Consider the following 21,812-nt stretch of genomic DNA (forward strand, 5'->3'; position numbering starts at 1 on the left):
GCGTCAGGCGCTCCGCACATCCGGCATTTTTTTGAACAGGCGGAAGACATTGTCGGTGGTGATGGTGGCGATCTCGGCCTCGGTGACACCGATCGTTTCTGCCAGCACCTTGGCGGTGTTGGCGACATAGGCAGGCTCGTTGCGCTTGCCGCGAAACGGCATCGGCGCCAGATATGGCGCGTCGGTTTCGACCAGCAGCCGGTCATGTGGCACATCGGCGGCGATGGCACGCAGCTCGGCCGAGTTCTTGAAGGTCAGGATGCCGGAGAAGGAGACATAGCCGCCCAGCGCCACACCGACTTCCGCCAACCGGCGCCCGGAGGAAAAACAATGCAGAATGAAGGGGAAGGCGCCCTTCCCTGTTTCATCCTCGAGGATCGAGGCCATGTCATCATCGGCATCGCGCGAATGGATGACCAGCGGCAGGCCGGTCTGGCGCGCGGCGGCGATGTGGGTGCGAAAGCCCTGCGCCTGCGCATCGCGCGGCGCTTTGTCGTAGAAGTAATCCAGCCCGGCCTCGCCGATGGCCACCACTTTCGGATGCGCGGACAGCCGCACAAGCTCCTCGACCGTCACATCCAACTCTTCGGCGGCATTGTGCGGGTGGGTGCCGACAGAACAAAAGACTTCGTCAAAAGTTTCAGCGATCTCAAGCACTTGCTGAAACCGCTTCACGCGCGTCGAGATGGTGACCATGCGGCCTACACCGGCGGCCAAGGCGCGGGCGACGATGGCCGCCCGCTCCTCGGCGAAGTCGGGAAAGTCCAGATGGCAGTGACTGTCGACCAGCATCAGGCGTTCGCGTCCGGCTGTTCGACATAGCGCGGAAAGACGCCTTCCGGCGCGGGCAATGCCGTGCCGGGCACCAGTGCATAGTCGGCATGGACATGCGCGAACTGGCGCGTGTCGGCCGGCACCGCCAGCAGGTCGAGCAGCTTCGCTGCCGACCCCGGAATATAGGGCTGGCACAGCAGCGCCACGCGCCGCACGAGCTCGGCGGTCGTCCACAGCACCGTTTCCATACGCGCCGGGTCGGTCTTCTTCAGCGCCCAGGGTGCCTGCGAGGCGAAGTAGCGATCGGCTTCCGCCACCACGTTGAAGATCGCCGCCAGCGCCAAATGGATGCCCTGCTCCGCCATCGTCTTGCGCGCTGTGCCGAGCGCGTCCACCGCCTGGTCGAGGATGGCGCTGTCGGCATCGGTCAGTTCGCCACGCTGCGGCACCACGCCGCCGCAGTTCTTGGCGATCATCGACAGCGAGCGCTGCGCCAGATTGCCGAGACCATTGGCGAGGTCGGCATTGGTGCGGTTGACGATCGCATCATGGCTATAGCTGCCGTCCTGGCCGAACGGCACTTCGCGCAGGAAGAAATAACGCACCTGGTCGAGGCCGTAGTGCTCGACCATGGTGAACGGATCGACGACGTTGCCGACCGATTTCGACATTTTCTCGCCGCGGTTGAACAGGAAGCCGTGGGCGAAGACACGCTTCGGCAGTTCGATGCCGGCCGACATCAGAAAGGCCGGCCAGTAGACGGCGTGGAAGCGCACGATGTCCTTGCCGATGATGTGCGTGGCCGGCCAGTAGTTCCATTGCTCGGACTTGGTGTCGGGATAGCCGGCGGCGGTGATGTAGTTGGTCAACGCATCGACCCAGACATACATCACGTGCTTGTCGTCGCCGGGTACCGGCACGCCCCATTTGAAGGTGGTGCGCGAGATCGAGATATCCTTGAGGCCGGACTTGACGAAGCTCGCCACCTCGTTGCGGCGTTCGGCTGGACCGACGAAGTCGGGCTGGTTTTCATACAGCGCCAGCAATTTGTCCTGATAGGCGGAAAGCCGGAAGAAATAGCTTTCTTCCTCGTTCCATTCGACCGGCGAGCCTAGCGGCTCGCGGCGCACGCCGTCATCGCCGAGCGTGGTTTCGGCCTCTTCGAAGTAGGCTTCCTGGCGCACCGAGTACCAGCCGCTGTAGCGGTCGAGATAGATGTCGCCATTGGCGGCCATCGCTTTCCAGATCGCCTGGCAGGACGCGTAGTGGCGCGGTTCGGTCGTGCGGATGTACTCGTCGTTCGAGCCGCCGACTGTCTCGGTCATTGAACGGAAGATCGCTGAATTGCGGTCGGCCAGCGCCAGCGGCGTGATGCCTTCCTTCTCGGCCGTCTGCTGCATCTTCAGGCCGTGTTCGTCGGTGCCGGTGAGGAAGAACACGTCCTTGCCGTCAAGGCGCTGGAAGCGAGCCAGCGCGTCGGTCGCAATGACCGTATAGGCGTGGCCGATATGCGGCTTGCCGTTCGGATAGAAAATCGGTGTCGTCAGATAGTATTTTTCGCGTGACATGAATGACCGTCATGAATGTCTGAATGAAGGTGTGGCGGTGGATATCGCATCGAGACGGCGATTGCCATCCCGGGAAACCGTCACATTCGCATCGCAGAATTCAGGCGGTCGATCATGGTCAAGGCGTGCTGCTTCTTGTCGAGATTGTAGGTATCGGTCTCAGATATAGCGTTCAGCGCCTCGTGCCAAGTATCCGACAGCGTTTTTGCCCGCGCCAGATCGCCGGCAAGTGCAGCCTCGCTGGCGCTGGTCGAAAGCAGATCGAGCGCCCGGCGGTTGAAGATGTCGAACTGGATCGCCTGGTCGCGGCCGGCGACCGCCTCGGCAAGGCGATAGGCGCCGGCGACATCGCTCTTTCTCGCCGACACCAGGGCGTCGAGGGTGCCGGCGATCTCCAGCCCACCATACTGCGTCAACAGGATGGCGTTGCGGGCGCTGCCCCCTGCCCGCTCGGCCAGTGCAGCGCGCGCCGCCGAATCCCTAGGCGGCGGTGGTTCGACACCTTCCAGAACGGTCATCAGATCCTCGGCGCCAAGCGGCGTCAGCCGCACCATCTGGCAGCGCGACCGGATTGTCGGCAGCAGACTGCCCGGCGCATGGACGATGAGGATGAACAGCGTGCGCGCCGGCGGCTCCTCAAGATTCTTCAGCAAGGCATTGGCGGCATTGGTGTTCATGTCGTCGGCTGGGTCGACGATCACGACGCGGTAGCTGCCGTCATGCGAGGTCAGCGACAGGAAGCGGCTGACCTTGCGGATCTCGTCGACGGTGACGACGGTCTTGAAGCTCTTGGTCTTGTCGTTCGCCGGCCGTGTCAGATGCAGCACCGAAGGATGCGCGCCAATGGCGATCTGGCGAAACAGCGACGACGTGGGGTCGGGAACGGCAAGGACGTCAGGCGCGTGCTCGAACGCCGGATGCTTCAACAGATGATGCGCCAGGTGAAAGGCGAGCGTCGCTTTGCCGATGCCAACCGGCCCGGCAAAGATCAGCGCATGCGGCAGTTTTCCGGAGCGATAGGCGGCGGCGAGCATGTTGGCCACCTGCAGATGGCCGACCAGGCGCGGCGTTTCCGACGGCTCCGGCACGCCGTCCAGCGTGTCGTGCTGTTCAGGGGCGATGCGTTCGAAGATCATGCCGGTGCCGCCTGTCTCTTGTGCGCCGGCGTTATTGTCTCGAGCGCCGCGAACACGGCGGCGGTGACCACATGCTCCACCGTATCGGGATCGGCGGACGCATCGACGACGATGCAACGCTCCGGTTCGGCCGCAGCGATGGCCAGGAAGGCTTCGCGGCGGCGCTGGTGGATGGCGAGCGTTTCCTTTTCGAAACGGTCCGGGCCGGCGTCCGCGCCGCGCCGCGCGGTGGCGCGCCGCAGGCCCTCGGTCGGATCGATGTCGAAGATCAGCGTCATGTCGGGCACCATGCCGTTGATGGCGACCTCTTCCAGTGCCTTCATGAATGCCGGATCGAGATCGCCGGTGACGCCCTGGTAGACCCGCGAGGAATCCAGGAAGCGATCGCAAAGCACGACCGAGCCGCGCTCGACCGCCGGCCGGATGACCTGTTCGACATGGTCGGAGCGGGCGGCGGCGAATAGCAGCGCCTCCATCTTGGGCCCGAACGGTTCGGCGGCACCGGAAAGCAGGACATGCCTGACCGCCTCGGCGCCCGGCGATCCCCCCGGTTCGCGGGTTACGAGGACATCGTATTTCTTGGCGCGCATTTTTTTGGCCAGCCGCTCGATCTGCGTCGACTTGCCTGCTCCTTCGCCGCCTTCGAAGGTAATGAAAAAACCGCGCGCCAATCGAAAACCTTTGTCCATGCTTGCGCGACTGTCTTAGTCCGGACCCGAGAAAAGGTCTACGCCGCTGCTAACGCAGCCAGCCGACGGCCAGTTCCCTGGCGGCATCGAACGCACGTTGCGGCAGCGTGCCGACGCCAACCGACTCGGCGGCAAAAAGCGGCGTCTCCTGGCTCAGCGTGTCGCCGATCCAGACGCGCAGCGCGCCAACCGGCTGCCCCTCCTCTATCGGCGCGGCAACCGGCCCGTCATAGACGATCTTGGCCGTCAGCTTGTCGCGGTTGGTGATGGGCAGGAAGATGTCGACCGGCCCCTTGGCCTTCAGCGCCACGCCGGACTTGGCGCCGCCGAAAACCTGGGCCTCGCCAACCACTTCGTCCTTGGCGAAAATCTCGGTCTTCTCAAAGGAGCGCACACCCCAGTCGAGCAGCTTCCGCGCTTCCTCGGAGCGCTCGCGGTCGCTGGCCAGTCCGCTCAATGCCGCGATCACCCGCGAGCCACTGTGGCTGACCGAGCCGACGATGCCGAAGCCGCCTGCCTCGCTCATGCCGACAGCCAGCCCGTCGGCGCCGATACCCATCGCCAGCAGTGGATTGCGATTCCTCTGCGCGATCTTGTTCCAGGTGAAATCCGCCTGGCCATAGTAACGGTAGAGGTCCGGATAATCGCGCCAGAGATGCAAGGCGAGCTGCGCAAGCTCGCGCACGGTCGTCTGCTGGCCGTCGGCCGGCAGGCCGGTCGAATTGACGAAGGTCGATTTCTGCAGGCCGATCTCACGGGCGCGCTCGGTCATCTGCGCTGCGAAATTCTCTTCCGATCCGGCCATGCCTTCGGCCAACACCATGCAGCCATCATTGGCGGCCTGGACGGTGATGCCCTGGATCAGGTCCTCGACCCGGATCGAGGATTTGAGCTTTGCAAACATCGTCGATGTTCCGGACGGTGCGCCACCCTTGCGCCAGGCATTCTCCGAGACCACGAAGGTGTCGTCGAGCTTCATGCGCCCGGACTTGATGGCGTTGAAAACCACTTCCATGGTCATCAGCTTGGCCATCGACGCCGGAGGCATCAATTTGTCCGCATCTTTGGCAAACAGCACCGTGCCGGTTTCGGCATCGATCATGAAGGCCTGTGTCGCCTTGGTCTCGAAGAGCTGCGCGTCGGCCGGGGCCAGCGAAAGCAGCAGAAGACCAAGACCCAGAAGCCCGGCGAAAGGCTGAGACAAGCGAAATCGCATGAGAGGTTCGACCCGTTAGCCGGCGTGACGCCAGCCTGGCAAGGCTATCAGGCTTTTTCCTGAGGGATCAACCGCCGATCGGGAAACCGGCCGGCTTTCGGATCAGTTGCGCACCACAAGCGCGTCAGGCGCACCATGCGACCATGCCGCCTGCAGCATCTCGTCCAGGCTGCGGTGGCCGTCGGGATAGAGATTGACCGAATACCAGTCCTTGCCGTCGAGCTCGGAGCGCTGGATTTCGGTCTTGCCGAAGCCGGCAAGCTCAGCCGCCACGCGCTTTGCCTCCGCGGCATCCTCGAACGAACCGGCTGCGACATAGTCCGTCGCCGAAGCGGTTGGCGGGGCTTGCCGCTTCCACGACTGCAGCACGTCGGCGGGCGACATGCCGTCGCCATCGAGCGAAGCAAAGACGTCGGCGGCGCGATGCACGCGCTCGTCGGCATACCCCAATGACGCCACGGCAAACGGCGATTGGCGCGGCATGTTGACGTCAGGACGCTCGGGCACGATCGGGCCGAAATCAGGCAGCGTCACATCACTGAACGCCGGCGTCTCACCCGACAGAGCCGGCTGCGCCTCGAATGCCTGCCCGGTGTTCGTCAACTGGCCGGGAAACGCCACGGCCGTGGCAGCTACGGGCAGGCTTGGCGACGGGCCGTTCATGGCGACCATGACGCCGGTCGGCAGGCCGTCCGACGGATCCGGCACCCTGTTGCCGGGGTGATAGGAGGCCATCAGATACTGGTCGTCATTGCCATCGAGTGGCGCGCGGCCAATATATTCCACTTTGACCTTGGCCGTGCCGACCTTGGCATAGTCAAGCATTTCGGCGGCGCGTTCCGAGACATCGATAATGCGCCCCTCATGGTAGGGGCCGCGGTCGTTGACGCGCACGATGACCGAACTTCCGGTCTCGGTGTTGGTGACGCGGGCATAGCTCGGCAGCGGCATGGTCGGATGCGCCGCCGTCAGATGCGTCATGTCGTAGACTTCGCCATTGGCGGTCAGCCGGCCATGGAAGGCGTCACCATACCAGGAGGCCAAACCAACCTTGGCGTAGTGCTTGTCCTCCTTGGGATAATACCACTTGCCGCGCACCTGATAGGGCTTGCCGAGCTGGTCGCGGCCGCCGCCGCGCCGCATGTATTGAACGCGCGGACTGGCTTTCACGCCGTACTCGGTCTCGGCAAAAAATTCCTTGGAGCGGGGTTTCCTGTCGACCATGGCTTTCGGCTGTGGCTGCGAAGCGCAAGCGGCCAGCAAGGCAGCCGACGCCGCGAACAGCACGAAAGTGGAAGCGCGACGAAGACGCGGGCGCGCCGTGGTCTGCATTTTTTCTGAAGTCCCCTACAGTCTCGACACAGGCCGCATTTAAAGCGTCGGAAGACGCCAGAGCACTTATCCGACAAATGCCGTAACGCCCTGATCCCCAATCCCTTTGTGCGCAGGAATTGTTTATCAGCGTATTAACCGATTATGTCCGGAACCGGGCAAGATTGTGGCGCCCTCGCCTCGGCCTGCCGGTTGATGATGGCTTTCCACTTCGCGATGTGTTGATGTGCGACACGACGGAGACGCGCCAATGCCGCCGCAAAAAATGTACGGGCTCTACCCAGCCATCGTCGTTGACGACCGTGATCCCGACGCGTTGTTCCGCATAAAGGTCCGCAGGCCCGATATAGGCGCAGACCAGGGCAGTTGGGCTGCCGCGTGCCTATCGGTCGCGGAGCTCGCCACCCAAGCAGTGGCGCTTCCTCCCAAGCAATCGCAGGTTTGGATAATGTACGCCGCCGGCGACCCAATGCGACCAGTCTGGATCGGATGCGGATTTTCGGCGCTCGACCGGCGATAGGCTGAGCGCGCGGCATGTCGGCTGTCGCTGCCGAGCGGATCAGGCTTGGCCTGAAGGTCTATGTCTGCCCGGCAATCAGCATGGCCCTCAAGATGGGGGCGCCTGACATCGCTCAGTCTGTCTGCGACACCACTTGCTGCGCCGTCATCTCCGACAGCTTTCCGCGCCTTGTCAAAATCGGCTTCTCGTAAGTCTTCTTCACGGAGCCCTCCGAAAGTCTGAAAACACGCCGCAAGTTGGCCAACCTTGTGCCTCATTGTCAATTCGCCGGCTTGAATTGATGCGGGCAGTAGCTTGCCACGACCAACAGGGGATTCACTGCGAAACGCTGAAAATCTCGACAAGGCCGAAATCGGCCTGGCGCGTTGCCGCTGGCAGAAGGCGCCCCGTGCCGGTTGACAGGGCTTTGCCGGGCACACTAGAGCAATGACAAGCGGATGATCTCCAGATGCCGCAGCGCCGAAAGGCAAGAGCGGAGGTCGAGACGAGCGCTTGACGTGATTGAAAAGTCACGTTGGAGGGATGGCCGAGCGGTTTAAGGCACCGGTCTTGAAAACCGGCGTGGGTGCAAGCTCACCGTGGGTTCGAATCCCACTCCCTCCGCCATGTCTATAATATTATCTATTAAAAACAGTAACTTAATTCATGCTTTATCTGGGACCAACCATTGGACCCACCATAAATTCAGCAGTTGCGTATTGGTTTCTCAATAGCACTTTTGGCGTCCGGTTTTGGAGCTGATCGAGCTCGATTGAGTAGCTCAGGTGCGTGCCTGGTGCTCGCTTGGGTGTGCCTGTTAATTGACGATCACACGCTTCCCCTCGCCGGTGTATGTCAGAAAAATCCATAGATCAGTTTATTGAACTTGATCCTGCACAATGTAAGCACCGATAACCATCGGGTACGGTCCGCGGATGATCCTCAATCTGCTCATCGGCACCATCATCATAAGCCTCACGGTGTTGATCCATACCTTTGGTCTGATCGCCGTCACACACGCGATGAGACACTTGGTCGCCCGGTTTCGCATGCACGGGCGCCGCAGCCGTATCGTCGCGATGATCAGCGTGGTGATGGGGCTATTTGCTGTCATGACCGCGGAGGTGTGGCTCTGGGCAGGACTATACCGGTTGCTTGATATCTTCGCAGATTTCGAAACCGCCCTTTACTTTTCTACCATCACCTTCTCGACTGTTGGCTACGGCGACATCGTGCCCGCCCATGCGTGGCGTGTCCTGGCGGCGCTAGAGGGTGTGAACGGGTTCCTGCTCATTGGCTGGTCGACCGCCTATCTGATTGCGGCAGGCACCCGCATCGGCCCGTTCAAGGCCGGCGAGCATTTCTGAACTGGCCAATTTCAGACCGCTACCGAATGCCTGGCTTTGCCGGTTTCAAAATATTTGTCGAACTTCGCCGCGATGCCCCTGACAAAGGGCCGGCTTTCCGCCGGCACGACGAAACGGTCGGCGTCAAGCTCGAGCAGGCGCGCAGGATCGTGAAGCGCCGTGGAACTCGCTTTAGCGAGGAGTCTTTGCCCGGCTTCGCCAAAGCGTTCCACCAGCTCGATCGCCGAAAACCCGAAATCGCACATCAGGCGCTCTATGATCCAGCCGCGAACGCGATCGTCATCGGAAAACGCAATCCCACGGACAGCAGCCAGTCCGCCGTCTGCGACCATGCGCCCATATTCGGTGGTCGATGGCATGTTCTGGGCATATCCTTGCCGAAACTGGCTGATTGACGATGGGCCGAGGCCGATCAAAGTTTCGCAGCGATCCTCGGTGTAGCCCTGAAAGTTCCGGTGCAAAGTCCCGGCGCGTGCCGCGATCGCTAACGAATCACCCGGTTTGGCGAAATGGTCGAGCCCGATTGCTTCGTATCCATTGTCCACGATCGCCTGCGCGGCCAGTTGCGATTGGGCAAACCGTTCCGCGGGACCGGGCAGCCATGCCTCGTCGATCATCGTCTGATGTTTCTTGAACCAAGGCACATGCGCATAACCAAAAAGTGCGATCCGATCCGGTTCCAGGGTCAGTGCCTGCGCGACCGTGGAAGCGACGCTCTGCCTGGTCTGGTGCGGCAAGCCGTAGAGCAGATCGAGATTGACGGATTCGACGCCGCGCGAACGAACGCCGTCAACAACCGTCTTGGTCTGCAGGAAGCTCTGCTCGCGGTTGATTGCCTTCTGCACCTTTGGATCGAAATCCTGGACGCCGAGGCTCGCTCTTGTCATGCCGATTTCGGCAAGCGCGTCGAGACGGGCATCGTCCATGTCGTTGGGTTCGATTTCAACGCTGATTTTGGCGCCGGGCAGAAAGGCGAAGCTGTTGCGCAGGGCGGTTCCCAGCGCCACCATATCTCTAGGTTTGAGCATCGTCGGCGAACCGCCGCCGAAATGGACGGCACGAACGCGGCCCTTGCCCGCGACAAGACCGGCGACGGTGGCGATCTCGGCATGCAGTGAGCGAAGATAGGTGGTCACCGGCTCGTAGTGGCGTGTCTGCTTGGTATGGCAGGCACAGAACCAGCAAAGCTTGTCGCAGTACGGGATGTGCAAATAGAGCGAGATTTCGTCGCCCTCGTCGAGCGCCTGCAGCCAGCCACGACAAACGGCAGCATCGACACCTGAATGAAAATGCGGCGCTGTCGGGTAGCTCGTATAGCGCGGCACGTTTTCACCAAGTCTGGCAACGAATCCTGGCTGCATGTCTCTATCCGCTCCACTTTCCATGGCGCGACATTGATTACATTCGACGCCATCAGCCTTGATTTCGGTCAAAGCCTTCTACGGACAAACTGCCGCAAGGATTTTCCTGCCGCCGATGCTATCTTGCCGGCACTTTGGGTCCTCGGACGATCATGATGACAATGCGTCAGGATGTTCACAACGCCGGCATTCCCGTGCTTTGCCAATCATGCGAAGCGCGCCACCATGGCGTCTGCGGCGCGCTCGATCCCGATCAACTGGTGGGCCTCGCCAAGACCTCATCGAAGCATAATGTTGAACCGGGCGCAGAACTGATAGGCGACACCGAGACCGTCGATAGTTATTCGAACGTGCTTTCGGGCGTGGTGAAGCTCACCAAGAGCCTGTCGGATGGACGCCAGCAGATTGTCGGCCTCCAGTTCGCTCCCGATTTTCTGGGGCGGCCTTTCAAAGTGGAAAGCGCAATCAACGCCGAAGCCGCTACCGCCGTTTCCGTGTGTTCGTTTCCAAAGGCCGCCATCGAACGGATGATGAAAGAATCACCGGAACTCGAGCATCGTTTGCTCAAGCAGACACTGAACGAACTGGACGAAGCCCGCGATTGGATGGTGACGCTGGGGCGCAAGAACGCTTCGGAAAAGGTGGCGAGCTTTCTCCTGATGATCGCCAGGAATATCGACCCAACGCTCGATCCAGCTGCCCAGTCGACACGTTTCGATCTGCCGCTGACCCGCGCCGACATCGCCGATTTCTTGGGTCTGACGATCGAGACAGTGAGCCGTCAGCTGACCAGGCTGCGATCGGATGGCGTGATCCGGATCGAGAACAATCGGGAAGTCACCGTCGACGACTTGACACGGCTGCAGCGACGCTCTGGCGTCTAGGATCAATCGACGACCCCGATCATCGGCAAGACGTGCTCGCGTTCAAAAGCGATATGCCGGCGCAAGCTTTCGAAGAAGCCGCGTAGCATGAAGCCGACTGCTTCGGCATTCTCGACCGTCTCGCCATGGCCGATCGCCAACAGAACTTCAGTCACCTCGCCGGCAAAGCATTCGTCCTCGACGTGTTCGGCACGCAATCGCCGGGTTGAGGCAAGGTTGGCATCGCCGGTCAAAGCGGCTTCGTAGGCCGGAAAGATGACCGTCTCTTCATATTGGTGGATGTTGCGCAACAGGGGGACGATCGCGTTTGCCGTACTCAGGCATTTCAAACGATCAACCTTCGGCAAGGTATCCGCGATTGTTTCGAGGGCCTCGCAGAGCCGCAGCTTTTCCAGATGCGCACGTTTCATCACCGCCGCCGGAACCGCCTCCCTCCCAGATCGGGGTGCCAGTATCGAATTCTCGCGGCTTGTTTCGCCCAGCGACGATCCCAGCCCCTTTTCCCTGTGCAACGGCAGCCTCCTGATCGTTTGTGCGACCGACGCTGCCCAATCCAAAATGAAATGGCCTTGACATAAATCAAGGCGGCGATGGGCCGACTGCTGAATTGGTGTCGACGCGGATTGGCGTCCGCCATCGGAATCGACGTCGGGGACATCTCATGAAGTTCGGCACGCAAATCTTCGCTTTGGGCCTGTTCACGTTTGCAGCTCTTGTGGCCGCTGGCTTCGGGGTGGATGAGCCTTTCCGGCAGCATATGTGGGTGCTGTTTTTTGTGCTGCTCGGTTTTGTCGCCATCCTCATCCGCAACACGAGTTTCGAAACCCCCGCACCAATCGACCCTTCCGCCTACATGGATGGGCCAGTCCGCTACGGCGCCATCGCCACCATGTTCTGGGGTGTCGTCGGCATGCTGGTCGGCGTGGTCATCGCGTTGCAGCTTGCCTATCCCGATCTCAACATCCAGCCCTGGTTCAACTTCGGCCGCTTGCGGCCGCTGCATACTTCGGGCGTCGTCTTCGCCTTCGGCGGCAACGCGTTGCTTTGCACGTCATTATACGTCGTGCAACGCACCTGCCGCGCTCGACTGTTCGGCGGCGATCTCGCCTGGTTCGTGTTCTGGGGCTACCAGCTCTTCATCGTCATGGCCGCGACCGGCTACCTGCTCGGCATCACCGAGAGCCGCGAATATGCGGAACCCGAATGGTATGTGGACATCTGGCTGACCATCGTCTGGGTCGCCTATCTCATCCTGTTCCTTGGTACGATCCTGAAGCGCAAGGAACCGCACATCTACGTCGCCAACTGGTTCTACCTCTCCTTCATCGTCACCATCGCGATGCTGCATGTGATCAACAACCTGTCGATGCCGGCCTCCTTCCTCGGCTCCAAGAGTTACTCGGCATTTTCCGGGGTTCAGGACGCCCTGACGCAATGGTGGTACGGCCACAATGCCGTCGGCTTCTTCCTCACCGCTGGCTTCCTCGGCATGATGTACTACTTCGTGCCCAAGCAAGCTAACCGACCGGTCTATTCCTACCGGCTGTCGATCATCCATTTCTGGGCGATCATCTTTCTCTACATCTGGGCCGGGCCGCATCACCTCCACTACACCGCCCTGCCCGACTGGGCGCAGACACTCGGCATGGTGTTCTCGATCATGCTTTGGATGCCGTCATGGGGCGGAATGATCAACGGCCTGATGACGCTGTCGGGCGCCTGGGACAAGCTGCGCACCGACCCCATCATCCGCATGATGGTGGTGGCGATCGCCTTCTATGGCATGTCGACCTTCGAAGGTCCGATGATGTCGATCAAGACGGTCAATTCGCTGTCGCACTATACCGACTGGACCATTGGCCACGTGCACTCCGGCGCGCTCGGCTGGGTCGGCTTGATCTCGTTCGGCGCAATCTACTTCATGGTGCCGAAGCTGTGGAACCGTGATCGTCTCTACTCGCTGCGGCTCGTCACCTGGCACTTCTGGCTGGCGACGCTCGGCATCGTTGTCTACGCGGCAGTCATGTGGGTGTCCGGCATCATGCAGGGCCTGATGTGGCGCGAATACGACGAGCAGGGCTTCCTGGTCTACTCCTTCGCCGAAACCGTGGCCGCCATGCACCCCTACTACGTCATGCGCGCCATTGGCGGAGCCATGTACCTCTCCGGCGCCCTGATCATGGCCTGGAACATCACCATGACAATCCTCGGATACCAGCGCGAGAAGGAGCCGATGCCCGGCTCCGTTCCCGCCCTTCAGCCTGCCGAATAAGGAGCCAGAAAATGGGCTTGATGGACAGACACGCACTGATCGAGAAGAACGCCACGCTTCTTCTCGTCGGCTCCCTCCTGGTGGTCACTGTCGGCGGCATCGTCGAGATCGCGCCGCTCTTCTATCTCGATAACACGATCGAGAAGGTGGAAGGCATGCGGCCTTACTCGCCGCTCGAACTTGCTGGGCGCAACATCTATGTGCGCGAGGGTTGCTACCTCTGCCACAGCCAGATGATCAGGCCGTTCCGCGACGAGGTTGAACGCTATGGTCACTACAGCCTGGCCGCCGAGTCGATGTACGACCATCCTTTCCAGTGGGGATCGAAGCGCACCGGACCGGACCTCGCCCGGGTTGGCGACAGATATTCGAATGTCTGGCACGTCGACCACCTGTCCGACCCACGCTCGGTCGTGCCGGAATCGATCATGCCGAGCTACGCGTTCCTCAAAGACGCGCCGATCGACGTGAAGGACTTCTCGACGCATCTGGTTGCCAATGCGCGCGTTGGCGTCCCTTACACTGACGACATGATCGCGCACGCCAATGCCGACCTGATGGCGCAGGCCGATCCCAACGCCGACACATCCGGCCTTGAGGCCCGCTACCCCAAAGCCAAGATTGGCGACTTCGACGGCAACCCGCAACAGGTCACCGAAATGGATGCCCTTGTCGCCTATCTGCAGATGCTTGGCACGCTGGTCGATTTCAAGAATTACGACGAAGCCGCCGGCTACCGCTGAGGAGTTTTATCCATGGATTACAATCTAATGCGAGAGTTTGCCGACAGCTGGGGTCTAGTCGCTATGGCGCTTTTCTTTGTCGGCGCAATCGCCTTCGCGCTTCGCCCCGGCAGCCGCAAGCTGGCCGATGAAGCTGCCCGGATTCCCCTTGAGGACGAGTGATCATGAGCGACGAGCATATCGATGAAATCTCTGGCGTCTCGACCACGGGGCACGAATGGGACGGCATTCGGGAACTCAACAACCCGCTTCCGCGCTGGTGGATATGGACGTTCTACATCACCATAGTCTGGGCGATCGGCTACACCATCGCCTACCCGGCTTGGCCGCTGCTGCACTCGGCAACCAAGGGTGTGCTCGGCTATTCCAGCCGCAACGATGTCGGGAACGAGCTCGCAGCGGCCGAAGTTGCGAAGGGCAAATATGTCACTGCGGTGGCATCGAAAACCGTCTCGGAGATTGCCGCCGACGATGCCTTGCGAGAATTCGCGGTCGCTGCTGGCGGCGCCGCCTTCAAGGTCAATTGCGTCCAATGCCATGGCTCCGGCGCCCAGGGCTCCAAGGGCTTTCCCAACCTTAATGACGACGACTGGCTTTGGGGCGGCAAGGCTGAGCAGATCCAGCAGACAATCACTCACGGCATCCGCTTCGCGTCCGACCCTGACACGCGCTTGTCGGAAATGCCGGCCTTCGGTGACATCATCACAGCTGACCAGATCGCTCAGGTCAGCGCCTACATCGCCAGCCTTTCCGGCAAGGTCCAGGACGCCAGTCTGATCGCACCTGGCGCCAAGGTCTTTGCCGAAAATTGCGTGGCCTGTCATGGCGACAATGCAAAAGGCAACAAGGAACTCGGGGGCCCCGACCTGACCGATGCGATCTGGCTCTATGGCTCCGGCGAAACAGCCATCGCCGCACAGGTCCGCGCGCCGAAACAGGGCGTGATGCCGGCCTGGGGCGCGCGCCTGGGCGAGACCAAGGTCAAGGAACTGGCAGTCTACATCCTTTCGCTTGGCGGTGGGGAATAGGAACGGGAGGCCTATTTCCTGCCCTCGACCGCCAAGGCGACGAGGCCCGGTTCTGCCGGGCCTCGTCTTGCATTGCGGCCACCGCGATTGACCTGCATCAACGCGGCGCAATCCAGTCCGCGGCAAAGTCCACGCAATGCTGCATATCGCACATCTGCCTGAGAGCAATCAGGCCGATTGTCCGGCGACATGAGAAGCTGCGCAACTGGAGATGCCGGTGCTAGACGATACCCAGGTAGAACGGCTTGAGGCCGAGGCGGTCAACTCCGCCCGAGTGCGCCAGCCAATGTATGCCGCGCGCAAGAAAATCTTCCCAAAGCGAGCCTCGGGAAGCTTTCGCCAGTTCAAATGGATCGTGATGGCGATCACGCTGGGCATCTACTATCTGACGCCGTGGCTGCGATGGGACCGAGGTCCGTTTGCCCCGGATCAGGCGGTACTGCTCGATCTCGCCAACAGGCGCTTCTACTTCTTCTTCATCGAGATCTGGCCGCAGGAATTCTACTATGTGGCCGGCCTCCTGGTCATGGCGGGCGTCGGTCTTTTCCTGATCACGTCGACTGTCGGCCGTGCCTGGTGCGGCTATACATGCCCGCAGACCGTGTGGGTCGATCTGTTCCTTGTCGTCGAGCGCGCCATCGAAGGCGATCGCAACGCGCGCATGAAGCTCGATGCCGGTCCCTGGACCACCCGCAAGCTCGTGCTGCGGATATCGAAGCACGCCATCTGGTTGGTCATAGGCGCGGCGACCGGCGGCGCCTGGATCTTCTATTTCGCAGATGCGCCGACGCTGGCTGGCGAGCTCTTCAACGGCACCGCGGCACCTGTCGCCTACATCACCGTCGCCGTGTTGACGGCGACGACCTATACGTTCGGCGGGCTGATGCGTGAGCAGGTCTGCACCTATATGTGCCCATGGCCGCGCATCCAGGCGGCCATGCTCGACGAAAATTCGCTCACCGTCACCTACAATGATTGGCGCGGCGAACCGCGCTCGCGTCACGCCAAGAAGGTTCTTGCCGCCGGGCAGCCCGTCGGCGACTGCGTCGACTGCAATGCCTGCGTCGCGGTCTGCCCGATGGGGATCGACATTCGCGACGGCCAGCAGCTCGAGTGCATCACCTGCGCTCTTTGCATCGACGCCTGTGATGGCGTCATGGACAAGCTCGGCCGGGAGCGCGGGCTGATTTCCTACGCGACGCTGTCCGACTACAACGCCAACATGATGCTGGCGACCGCGGGCGGCTCCAGCGCAATTAGTCCGTCGCTAGTCAGGACGGCCGATGGCCTGTTTTCCGACGGCGTCGCCCATTTCCATATTCGCAAGATCTTTCGGCCACGCACTTATGTCTACATGGCTTTGTGGACGCTGATCGGCTTTGGCCTGCTCTATTCTCTGCTGACGCGCGACCGGCTCGAAGTCAACGTGCTGCATGACCGCAATCCGCAATTCGTCACGCTGTCCGACGGTTCGATCCGCAATGGCTACACCGTCAAGCTTCTCAACATGATCCCCGAGCCGCGGACGATCGTCGTCACGATGCAAGGCTTGCAAGGGGGTGAAATGAGCGTGATCGGCGACGACATCCCGGCTGGCCGCTCCTTCGCCATTGCGGTCGAACCCGACCGCCTGAAAATGCTGAAGGTCTTCGTGCGCCAGCCCGCCGATCAAATCCATGTCACAGCGCAAACCTTCACGTTCCGTGTCGAGGACAAGGCGAGCTTCGAGGCGGACGAATACACGGCCACCTTCAACGCGCCGGAGATCTCCAAATGACCGCCAATGCAAAAAAAGCCCGGGAATTCACCGGTCGGCACATGTTGGCCATCATCCTTGCCTTCTTCGGGGTGGTCATCGCGGTCAACCTGACGATGGCGACGCTCGCCAACACGAGCTGGACCGGCCTTGTCGTCGAAAACACCTATGTGGCGAGCCAGCAGTTCAACAAGAAGGCCGAGGAAGGGCGGGCGCAAACAGCCCTTGGCTGGACCGGCAAACTGACCATCGCATGGGGCGAAGTCCGCTATAGCCTTACCGATGCCGCCGGCAAGCCGGTTCCCTTGCATGGCGTCAAGGTGCTGTTTCGTCATCCCGCCTACGAGAAGGAGGACAAGGCGGTTACGCTCGCCCTCGCCTCGGACCAGGAGTTTGCCGCGCAGCACATGCCGAAGGACGGCGTCTGGATCGTCGAGGTCGACGCCGACGCCGGCCTGGCAGAGCCATACCGCGATGTCCGCAGGATCATGATTTCCCAGGGAGCGCTGAAATGAGCTGTTGTGCGCCGGGCGCTGAGATGGCGCTGGGTCTGGCCAGCACCACATCGGTGCTTCCGTCCAGCCAGGAGATCAGGCTGGCCAGTCGATCGCTTGGCGACGATCTTCGCCAGACCGACCTTTCAGTGCCGACGGTTCATTGCGCGGGCTGCATCCAGGCGATCGAGGCAGCACTGGGAAAGCTCGACACTGTTGAGGGCGCTCGCGTAAACCTGTCGACGAAACGGGTCGCGGTCAGGTGGCGAGGCGATGAGGTTCCGCCTTTCGTCGCTGTTCTGGGACGACTGGGTTACCAGGCGCATCTTTTCGACCCGGAGGTCGATGACAAGGACAAGACACTTTCGGAGCTGATCCGCGCTGTCGCTGTCTCCGGCTTTGCGGCGGGCAACATCATGCTGCTTTCGGTCTCGGTCTGGTCCGGCGCTGAGGGTGCTACCCGCGACCTGTTCCATTGGGTCTCGGCACTGATCGCCATCCCTGCCCTCGCCTTCGCCGGCGGCATCTTTTTCCGCTCGGCCTGGAATGCGCTGCGCCACGGTCGCATGAACATGGACGTGCCGATCGCGGTCGGGGTGTCGCTTGCCTACGCCATGAGCCTCTATGAGACGATCAACCATGGCGATCACGCCTATTTCGACGCATCGGTATCGCTGCTGTTCTTCCTGCTGATCGGCCGCACGCTGGATCACGTGATGCGGGAGCGTGCGCGGACCGCCGTAAAAGGCCTGTCGCAGTTGGCCGCACGTGGCGCCATGGTCCTGCGCGGCGACGGCGTTCGCGACTATCTGCCGGTTGGCGAGATCGAGCCGGGAATGCAACTCCTGATAGCGGCCGGCGAAAGGATACCCGTCGATGGCAAGATTATTCTGGGGGCGTCGGATCTGGACTGCTCACTGGCCTCCGGCGAGAGCACGCCCCGAAACGTGGCGCCGGGCGAAACCGTGCAAGCCGGTGTCCTCAATCTTACCGGCCCGCTGACGATCGAGGCGACAGCCGCCGCGAAGGATTCGTTCCTGGCGGAAATGGTTCGCCTGATGGAGGCGGCGGAAGGTGGTCGCGCGCATTATCGCCGGATCGCCGATCGCGTTTCAGCGCTTTATGCTCCGGTGGTCCATCTCACCGCCTTCGCGACATTCCTTGGCTGGATGGCGGCAACCGGTGATTGGCACCGGGCGATAACCATTGCCATTGCAGTTCTGATTATCACGTGCCCGTGCGCGCTCGGCCTCGCCGTGCCGATTGTTCAGGTGGTCGCCGCGCGGCGCCTGTTCGAGAATGGCATCATGGTCAAGGACGGCTCGGCCATGGAGCGCCTGGCGACGATTGATACGGCAGTGTTCGACAAGACCGGTACGCTCACGCTCGGCCAACCCCGGCTTGTCAATGCGTCGTCGATCGATCCGGCCATGTTGGCAATCGCCGCAGACATGGCCGCGCATTCGCGTCATCCGTTTTCAAAGACCATAGCCGGCTTTGCCGCTCCTGGCGGGCAACACAAATTCGATGCCGTTACCGAGCACCCGGGCTTTGGAATCGAAGCCACTGACGCCGGAAGCACCTGGCGGCTGGGCCGACGCGGATGGGCTGGATGGAAGGCCCGAACCGGTGGCGAAGGCAAGCATGGCTATGGCGGAACGGTCCTGACAAGGGACGGGTTCATTGTCGCGACCTTCGATTTCGAGGACGCGCTGCGTGCCGATGCCAGGATGACGATCGAGCGATTGAATGACGCCGGAGTGTCGGTGGAAATGCTGTCGGGTGATACCGCCGGCGCCTGCGCCGAAGTCGCTAAAATGCTGGGCGTCGGCGACTTCGTTCCGTGCCTCCTGCCCTCCGGCAAGGTCGAGCGCATCGAGACCATGGCGAGAGACGGACACAAGGTTTTGATGGTTGGAGACGGGCTAAACGACACGCCGGCGCTGCGCGCGGCCCATGTCTCGATCGCACCGGCCACCGCCGCCGACATTGGTCGCAACGCGGCCGATTTCGTATTCCTGCGCGAAAGCCTGCTGGCTGTGCCGCTGGCGCTTGACGTGTCGCGCAAAGCGGGAAACCTGATCCGCCAGAACATCGCGATTGCCATCGTCTACAATGCTGTCGCCGTACCAATCGCCATCCTTGGCCACGTCACCCCATTGATAGCAGCCATCGCCATGTCCGCCTCATCGCTGCTTGTCATTGGAAATGCGCTGCGCTTGCAGGCGGCGATGCCAAACTCACCGGCGAAAGATGTTGGCCGAAACAGGCAATCCGACTTCAACGACCTGGCCCGTGCGTCATGACAAACCTCACCTACCTCATACCCGTGGCCCTCTTCCTGGGCGCGCTTGGCCTGGGGGGCTTCCTTTGGGCTTTGAAAAGTGGCCAGTACGAAGATCTTGATGGAGCTGCGGAGCGGATCCTCATCGATCCGGAAGAAAAGAGCGACCGCTGATCTTGAACGAAGTGGGATCAGAGCGCTGGTTCCCAAACACTTGCCTTTCTTCGCCAGAGTGTGACACGCAAGATTGCAGTGTCTGAGGCGGTGACCTTCTAATCTGAACTCCGCCAATTTGCTCTAGCGCAAAGAAACGCTGCGTCACGTCAGTTATCTTCTGCTCATCAGAAACGGTCGACAGACAGGAGATTGACATGATCACGCGACGCGAAGCCCTTTTCGGAGCAGCCATTGGCGCTGCCGCCGTGGCGGCACTGCCGGCATTTTCGGCAACAGTGACAAAGGCAGACATTAAGGGGCTCGCCCGAGAGAAGATCAAGCTCGTGGCACCGCCCTTCGTGCATCCGCATGATCAGGTCGCCAAGGGTGGACCGAAAATCGTCGAGTTCACCATGACGATCGAGGAAAAGCCTGTCGTCATCGATGCCGATGGCACACAGCTCAACGCGATGACCTACAACGGCTCGATCCCTGGCCCGCTGATGGTCGTGCACCAGGACGACTATGTCGAACTGACGCTGATCAATCCCGACACCAACACGCTTGCCCATAACATCGACTTCCACGCCGCGACCGGCGCGCTGGGCGGCGGCGCCCTCACCTTGATCAACCCCGGCGAACAGGTGACGTTGCGGTTCAAGGCGACGCGAACCGGAACGTTCGTCTATCACTGCGCGCCCGGCGGTCCGATGATCCCGTGGCATGTCGTCTCCGGCATGAATGGCGCAATCATGATCCTGCCGCGCGACGGGCTCAGGAACGACAAGGGCGAACCAGTCACCTACGACAAGATCTTCTACATCGGCGAGAGCGATTTCTATATTCCGCGCGACGAGAAGGGCAACTTCAAGAGCTACGAATCGGCCGGCGACGGCTATGACGACATCGTCAAGGTGATGCGCGGGCTGATCCCGACGCATGTTGTGTTCAACGGCAAGGTCGGATCCCTGACCGGCGACAACGCCATGAAAGCAAAGGTAGGCGAAACCGTGCTGATCGTCCATTCGCAGGCCAATCGCGATACGCGGCCACATCTCATCGGAGGCCATGGCGACTATGTCTGGGAGCAGGGAAAATTCGCTAACCCGCCGGCCAAGGATCTGGAAACCTGGTTTATCCGCGGCGGTTCGGCAGGCTCCGCGCTCTATACGTTCCTGCAGCCGGGCATCTACGCCTACGTGAACCACAATCTGATCGAAGCCGTGGAACTCGGCGCGACCGCGCACTTCATGGTCGAGGGCGAGTGGAACGACGACCTGATGACACAGGTAGAGGCGCCTAAACCGATCACCACCAACTGACGGCACTCCAATTTGCCCGGGCAGCGACGCGCTGTCCGGGCACGGACAAAAGCCATGTCTCCTTTGATCCTCAAGGTTGTCTCGGTCGCCATGGCGGCCGCAACGGTTCCGATGGGTTTGCTTGCCATCGGCCAGAACGGGCAGCCCCACCCAGCCGCCACGACAGTTACCCTGGTCCCCGGTTCGATCACATATCCCCTGCCGGGCGAGTTCCTGAGGAATGGACGCCCGCAAGCAAATCCCCTGCTCAGCCGACAGCTCAACAAACCCATCGTAATCATGACCTATCAGGTCAGCGTGTCGGACTATGCTGCCTGTGTGACCGCTGGCGGTTGTCAGCCGGCACAGGAGACGCGCGCGGTCCCGCCCGATGCTCCCGTGACCGGGGTGAGCTATCTCGACGCCCAAGGCTACGCCCAATGGTACTCGAAGGCGACTGGCGACGACTGGCGACTGCCATCCGACGATGAGTGGGCGTTTGCGGCGGCCGAGCGATTCGCAGGGGAATTTGAGGGTGTCGAGATCGATGCCAAGAATCCCGCCAGGCGATGGCTCACCAGCTACAAGGCCGAGGTGGACATCAATCGCAAACCGGACCCCTTGCCCAGGAGCCGTGGCTCCTTTGGTGTTAATTCCCTAGGCCTCGCTGATTTTTCCGGGAACGTCTGGGAGTGGACATCGACCTGCTATGTTCGCACCACGTTGGCTGCGGGTGGCGCCGGCGTGACGAGTTCAGTCGACAATTGCGGCGTGCACGTCCTCGAAGGGCTTCACAGGGCCTACATGTCGAACTTCGTCAGCGACGGAAAGAGCGGCGGCTGTGCCGTTGGCACGCCTCCCGACAATCTGGGTTTCAGGCTGGTAAGGGACCATCGAGGGTGGGCAAACCGGATCCTCGGCCGGCTGGGTGCCATCTGAAAAGGAACAACGG

General features: G+C 61.3%; 22 protein-coding genes and 1 tRNA gene. 15 read left to right on the forward strand and 8 right to left on the reverse strand.

Annotated elements, in window-relative coordinates; genetic code table 11:
• Window positions 1-3 precede the first annotated feature (3 nt).
• The 6 genes from AC1DX6_RS15430 to AC1DX6_RS15455 all read right to left on the reverse strand — a co-directional run bounded on the left by AC1DX6_RS15430 (window position 4) and on the right by AC1DX6_RS15455 (window position 6,715).
• Window positions 4-792: a TatD family hydrolase gene (locus AC1DX6_RS15430; protein WP_477314687.1), complete on the reverse strand. Its 789-nt coding sequence runs from the start codon at window positions 790-792 to the stop codon at window positions 4-6.
• Complete coding sequence (gene metG, locus AC1DX6_RS15435) at window positions 792-2,342, reverse strand: methionine--tRNA ligase (RefSeq protein ID WP_477314689.1); 1,551 nt, start codon at window positions 2,340-2,342, stop codon at window positions 792-794. The genes AC1DX6_RS15430 and metG overlap by 1 nt, the downstream gene beginning before the upstream one ends.
• A gap of 80 nt (window positions 2,343-2,422) precedes the next feature.
• Window positions 2,423-3,478: a DNA polymerase III subunit delta' gene (locus AC1DX6_RS15440; protein WP_477314691.1), complete on the reverse strand. Its 1,056-nt coding sequence runs from the start codon at window positions 3,476-3,478 to the stop codon at window positions 2,423-2,425.
• Complete coding sequence (gene tmk / locus AC1DX6_RS15445) at window positions 3,475-4,149, reverse strand: dTMP kinase (RefSeq protein WP_477315117.1); 675 nt, start codon at window positions 4,147-4,149, stop codon at window positions 3,475-3,477. The genes AC1DX6_RS15440 and tmk overlap by 4 nt, the downstream gene beginning before the upstream one ends.
• 67 nt (window positions 4,150-4,216) lie before the next feature.
• Window positions 4,217-5,383 carry a D-alanyl-D-alanine carboxypeptidase family protein gene (locus tag AC1DX6_RS15450; RefSeq protein WP_477314693.1) on the reverse strand — a complete coding sequence of 389 codons (1,167 nt, stop codon included), beginning with the start codon at window positions 5,381-5,383 and terminating at the stop codon, window positions 4,217-4,219.
• Window positions 5,384-5,485: 102 nt separating this feature from the next.
• Window positions 5,486-6,715 carry a septal ring lytic transglycosylase RlpA family protein gene (locus AC1DX6_RS15455; RefSeq protein WP_477314695.1) on the reverse strand — a complete coding sequence of 410 codons (1,230 nt, stop codon included), beginning with the start codon at window positions 6,713-6,715 and terminating at the stop codon, window positions 5,486-5,488.
• Between the two features lie 265 nt (window positions 6,716-6,980).
• Here AC1DX6_RS15455 and AC1DX6_RS15460 point away from each other — a divergent pair, with 265 nt between their 5' ends.
• The 4 genes from AC1DX6_RS15460 (at window position 6,981) to AC1DX6_RS15475 (ending at window position 8,581) form a co-directional block, all read left to right on the forward strand.
• A complete protein-coding gene (locus tag AC1DX6_RS15460) occupies window positions 6,981-7,235 on the forward strand; it encodes a phage baseplate assembly protein V (protein WP_477315119.1) in 255 nt (84 codons plus the stop codon).
• Between the two features lie 14 nt (window positions 7,236-7,249).
• Window positions 7,250-7,426, forward strand: a complete 177-nt coding sequence (locus tag AC1DX6_RS15465; protein WP_477314697.1) for a hypothetical protein — start codon at window positions 7,250-7,252, stop codon at window positions 7,424-7,426.
• 325 nt (window positions 7,427-7,751) lie between these two features.
• Window positions 7,752-7,841, forward strand: a tRNA-Ser gene (locus AC1DX6_RS15470).
• A gap of 308 nt (window positions 7,842-8,149) precedes the next feature.
• Window positions 8,150-8,581, forward strand: a complete 432-nt coding sequence (locus AC1DX6_RS15475) for a potassium channel family protein (RefSeq protein ID WP_477314699.1) — start codon at window positions 8,150-8,152, stop codon at window positions 8,579-8,581.
• Between the two features lie 11 nt (window positions 8,582-8,592).
• Here the strand turns inward: AC1DX6_RS15475 and hemN are convergent, their stop codons facing one another.
• Entirely contained in the window at window positions 8,593-9,942 is a 1,350-nt protein-coding gene (gene hemN / locus AC1DX6_RS15480) for an oxygen-independent coproporphyrinogen III oxidase (RefSeq protein ID WP_477314701.1), read from the reverse strand.
• A 155-nt stretch (window positions 9,943-10,097) separates the two neighbouring features.
• On the opposite strand from hemN, the gene AC1DX6_RS15485 reads away from it, so the two are divergent.
• A complete protein-coding gene (locus tag AC1DX6_RS15485) occupies window positions 10,098-10,826 on the forward strand; it encodes a Crp/Fnr family transcriptional regulator (protein WP_477315121.1) in 729 nt (242 codons plus the stop codon).
• A 2-nt stretch (window positions 10,827-10,828) separates the two neighbouring features.
• Here AC1DX6_RS15485 and AC1DX6_RS15490 read toward each other — a convergent pair whose 3' ends face one another.
• On the reverse strand, window positions 10,829-11,236 hold the full coding sequence (locus AC1DX6_RS15490) for a hemerythrin domain-containing protein (protein WP_477315123.1): 408 nt from the start codon (window positions 11,234-11,236) through the stop codon (window positions 10,829-10,831).
• Between the two features lie 251 nt (window positions 11,237-11,487).
• On the opposite strand from AC1DX6_RS15490, the gene ccoN reads away from it, so the two are divergent.
• The 10 genes from ccoN to AC1DX6_RS15540 all read left to right on the forward strand — a co-directional run bounded on the left by ccoN (window position 11,488) and on the right by AC1DX6_RS15540 (window position 21,799).
• The gene (ccoN, locus tag AC1DX6_RS15495) at window positions 11,488-13,098 is read left to right on the forward strand and encodes a cytochrome-c oxidase, cbb3-type subunit I (RefSeq protein WP_477314703.1); all 1,611 of its coding nucleotides are present in this window, start codon (window positions 11,488-11,490) and stop codon (window positions 13,096-13,098) included.
• 11 nt (window positions 13,099-13,109) lie between these two features.
• A complete protein-coding gene (ccoO, locus tag AC1DX6_RS15500; protein ID WP_477314705.1) occupies window positions 13,110-13,841 on the forward strand; it encodes a cytochrome-c oxidase, cbb3-type subunit II in 732 nt (243 codons plus the stop codon).
• A gap of 12 nt (window positions 13,842-13,853) precedes the next feature.
• Window positions 13,854-14,003, forward strand: a complete 150-nt coding sequence (locus AC1DX6_RS15505; RefSeq protein WP_023759205.1) for a CcoQ/FixQ family Cbb3-type cytochrome c oxidase assembly chaperone — start codon at window positions 13,854-13,856, stop codon at window positions 14,001-14,003.
• 2 nt (window positions 14,004-14,005) lie between these two features.
• Entirely contained in the window at window positions 14,006-14,869 is an 864-nt protein-coding gene (gene ccoP / locus AC1DX6_RS15510; RefSeq protein WP_477314707.1) for a cytochrome-c oxidase, cbb3-type subunit III, read from the forward strand.
• A gap of 211 nt (window positions 14,870-15,080) precedes the next feature.
• On the forward strand, window positions 15,081-16,646 hold the full coding sequence (ccoG, locus tag AC1DX6_RS15515; RefSeq protein ID WP_477314709.1) for a cytochrome c oxidase accessory protein CcoG: 1,566 nt from the start codon (window positions 15,081-15,083) through the stop codon (window positions 16,644-16,646).
• Window positions 16,643-17,140 (forward strand): FixH family protein, encoded by a 498-nt coding sequence (locus tag AC1DX6_RS15520; RefSeq protein ID WP_477314711.1) that lies wholly within the window; start codon window positions 16,643-16,645, stop codon window positions 17,138-17,140. Before ccoG ends, AC1DX6_RS15520 begins: the two co-directional genes overlap by 4 nt.
• Window positions 17,137-19,425 carry a cation-translocating P-type ATPase gene (locus AC1DX6_RS15525; RefSeq protein ID WP_477314713.1) on the forward strand — a complete coding sequence of 763 codons (2,289 nt, stop codon included), beginning with the start codon at window positions 17,137-17,139 and terminating at the stop codon, window positions 19,423-19,425. The genes AC1DX6_RS15520 and AC1DX6_RS15525 overlap by 4 nt, the downstream gene beginning before the upstream one ends.
• On the forward strand, window positions 19,422-19,577 hold the full coding sequence (gene ccoS / locus AC1DX6_RS15530) for a cbb3-type cytochrome oxidase assembly protein CcoS (protein WP_477314715.1): 156 nt from the start codon (window positions 19,422-19,424) through the stop codon (window positions 19,575-19,577). Before AC1DX6_RS15525 ends, ccoS begins: the two co-directional genes overlap by 4 nt.
• Before the next feature lie 197 nt (window positions 19,578-19,774).
• The gene (gene nirK, locus AC1DX6_RS15535) at window positions 19,775-20,881 is read left to right on the forward strand and encodes a copper-containing nitrite reductase (RefSeq protein WP_477314717.1); all 1,107 of its coding nucleotides are present in this window, start codon (window positions 19,775-19,777) and stop codon (window positions 20,879-20,881) included.
• Window positions 20,882-20,935: 54 nt separating this feature from the next.
• Window positions 20,936-21,799, forward strand: a complete 864-nt coding sequence (locus AC1DX6_RS15540) for an SUMF1/EgtB/PvdO family nonheme iron enzyme (RefSeq protein ID WP_477314719.1) — start codon at window positions 20,936-20,938, stop codon at window positions 21,797-21,799.
• Window positions 21,800-21,812 lie beyond the last annotated feature (13 nt).

The sequence above is a fragment of the Mesorhizobium sp. P2_C4 genome (assembly GCF_056404575.1).

Excerpts from the sequence above, each read along its gene's own strand:
- AC1DX6_RS15455 (WP_477314695.1), bottom strand. The coding sequence starts at position 6,715 with ATGCAGACCACGGCGCGCCCGCGTCTTCGTCGCGCTTCCACTTTCGTG.
- AC1DX6_RS15525 (WP_477314713.1), top strand. The coding sequence starts at position 17,137 with ATGAGCTGTTGTGCGCCGGGCGCTGAGATGGCGCTGGGTCTGGCCAGC.
- AC1DX6_RS15465 (WP_477314697.1), top strand. The coding sequence starts at position 7,250 with ATGTCGGCTGTCGCTGCCGAGCGGATCAGGCTTGGCCTGAAGGTCTAT.
- ccoO (WP_477314705.1), top strand. The coding sequence starts at position 13,110 with ATGGGCTTGATGGACAGACACGCACTGATCGAGAAGAACGCCACGCTT.
- AC1DX6_RS15440 (WP_477314691.1), bottom strand. The coding sequence starts at position 3,478 with ATGATCTTCGAACGCATCGCCCCTGAACAGCACGACACGCTGGACGGC.
- AC1DX6_RS15485 (WP_477315121.1), top strand. The coding sequence starts at position 10,098 with ATGACAATGCGTCAGGATGTTCACAACGCCGGCATTCCCGTGCTTTGC.
- AC1DX6_RS15430 (WP_477314687.1), bottom strand. The coding sequence starts at position 792 with ATGCTGGTCGACAGTCACTGCCATCTGGACTTTCCCGACTTCGCCGAG.
- hemN (WP_477314701.1), bottom strand. The coding sequence starts at position 9,942 with ATGCAGCCAGGATTCGTTGCCAGACTTGGTGAAAACGTGCCGCGCTAT.
- AC1DX6_RS15520 (WP_477314711.1), top strand. The coding sequence starts at position 16,643 with ATGACCGCCAATGCAAAAAAAGCCCGGGAATTCACCGGTCGGCACATG.
- AC1DX6_RS15450 (WP_477314693.1), bottom strand. The coding sequence starts at position 5,383 with ATGCGATTTCGCTTGTCTCAGCCTTTCGCCGGGCTTCTGGGTCTTGGT.
- nirK (WP_477314717.1), top strand. The coding sequence starts at position 19,775 with ATGATCACGCGACGCGAAGCCCTTTTCGGAGCAGCCATTGGCGCTGCC.
- ccoS (WP_477314715.1), top strand. The coding sequence starts at position 19,422 with ATGACAAACCTCACCTACCTCATACCCGTGGCCCTCTTCCTGGGCGCG.
- ccoN (WP_477314703.1), top strand. The coding sequence starts at position 11,488 with ATGAAGTTCGGCACGCAAATCTTCGCTTTGGGCCTGTTCACGTTTGCA.
- metG (WP_477314689.1), bottom strand. The coding sequence starts at position 2,342 with ATGTCACGCGAAAAATACTATCTGACGACACCGATTTTCTATCCGAAC.
- AC1DX6_RS15505 (WP_023759205.1), top strand. The coding sequence starts at position 13,854 with ATGGATTACAATCTAATGCGAGAGTTTGCCGACAGCTGGGGTCTAGTC.
- AC1DX6_RS15540 (WP_477314719.1), top strand. The coding sequence starts at position 20,936 with ATGTCTCCTTTGATCCTCAAGGTTGTCTCGGTCGCCATGGCGGCCGCA.
- ccoP (WP_477314707.1), top strand. The coding sequence starts at position 14,006 with ATGAGCGACGAGCATATCGATGAAATCTCTGGCGTCTCGACCACGGGG.
- AC1DX6_RS15475 (WP_477314699.1), top strand. The coding sequence starts at position 8,150 with ATGATCCTCAATCTGCTCATCGGCACCATCATCATAAGCCTCACGGTG.
- ccoG (WP_477314709.1), top strand. The coding sequence starts at position 15,081 with ATGCCGGTGCTAGACGATACCCAGGTAGAACGGCTTGAGGCCGAGGCG.
- AC1DX6_RS15490 (WP_477315123.1), bottom strand. The coding sequence starts at position 11,236 with ATGAAACGTGCGCATCTGGAAAAGCTGCGGCTCTGCGAGGCCCTCGAA.
- AC1DX6_RS15460 (WP_477315119.1), top strand. The coding sequence starts at position 6,981 with ATGTACGGGCTCTACCCAGCCATCGTCGTTGACGACCGTGATCCCGAC.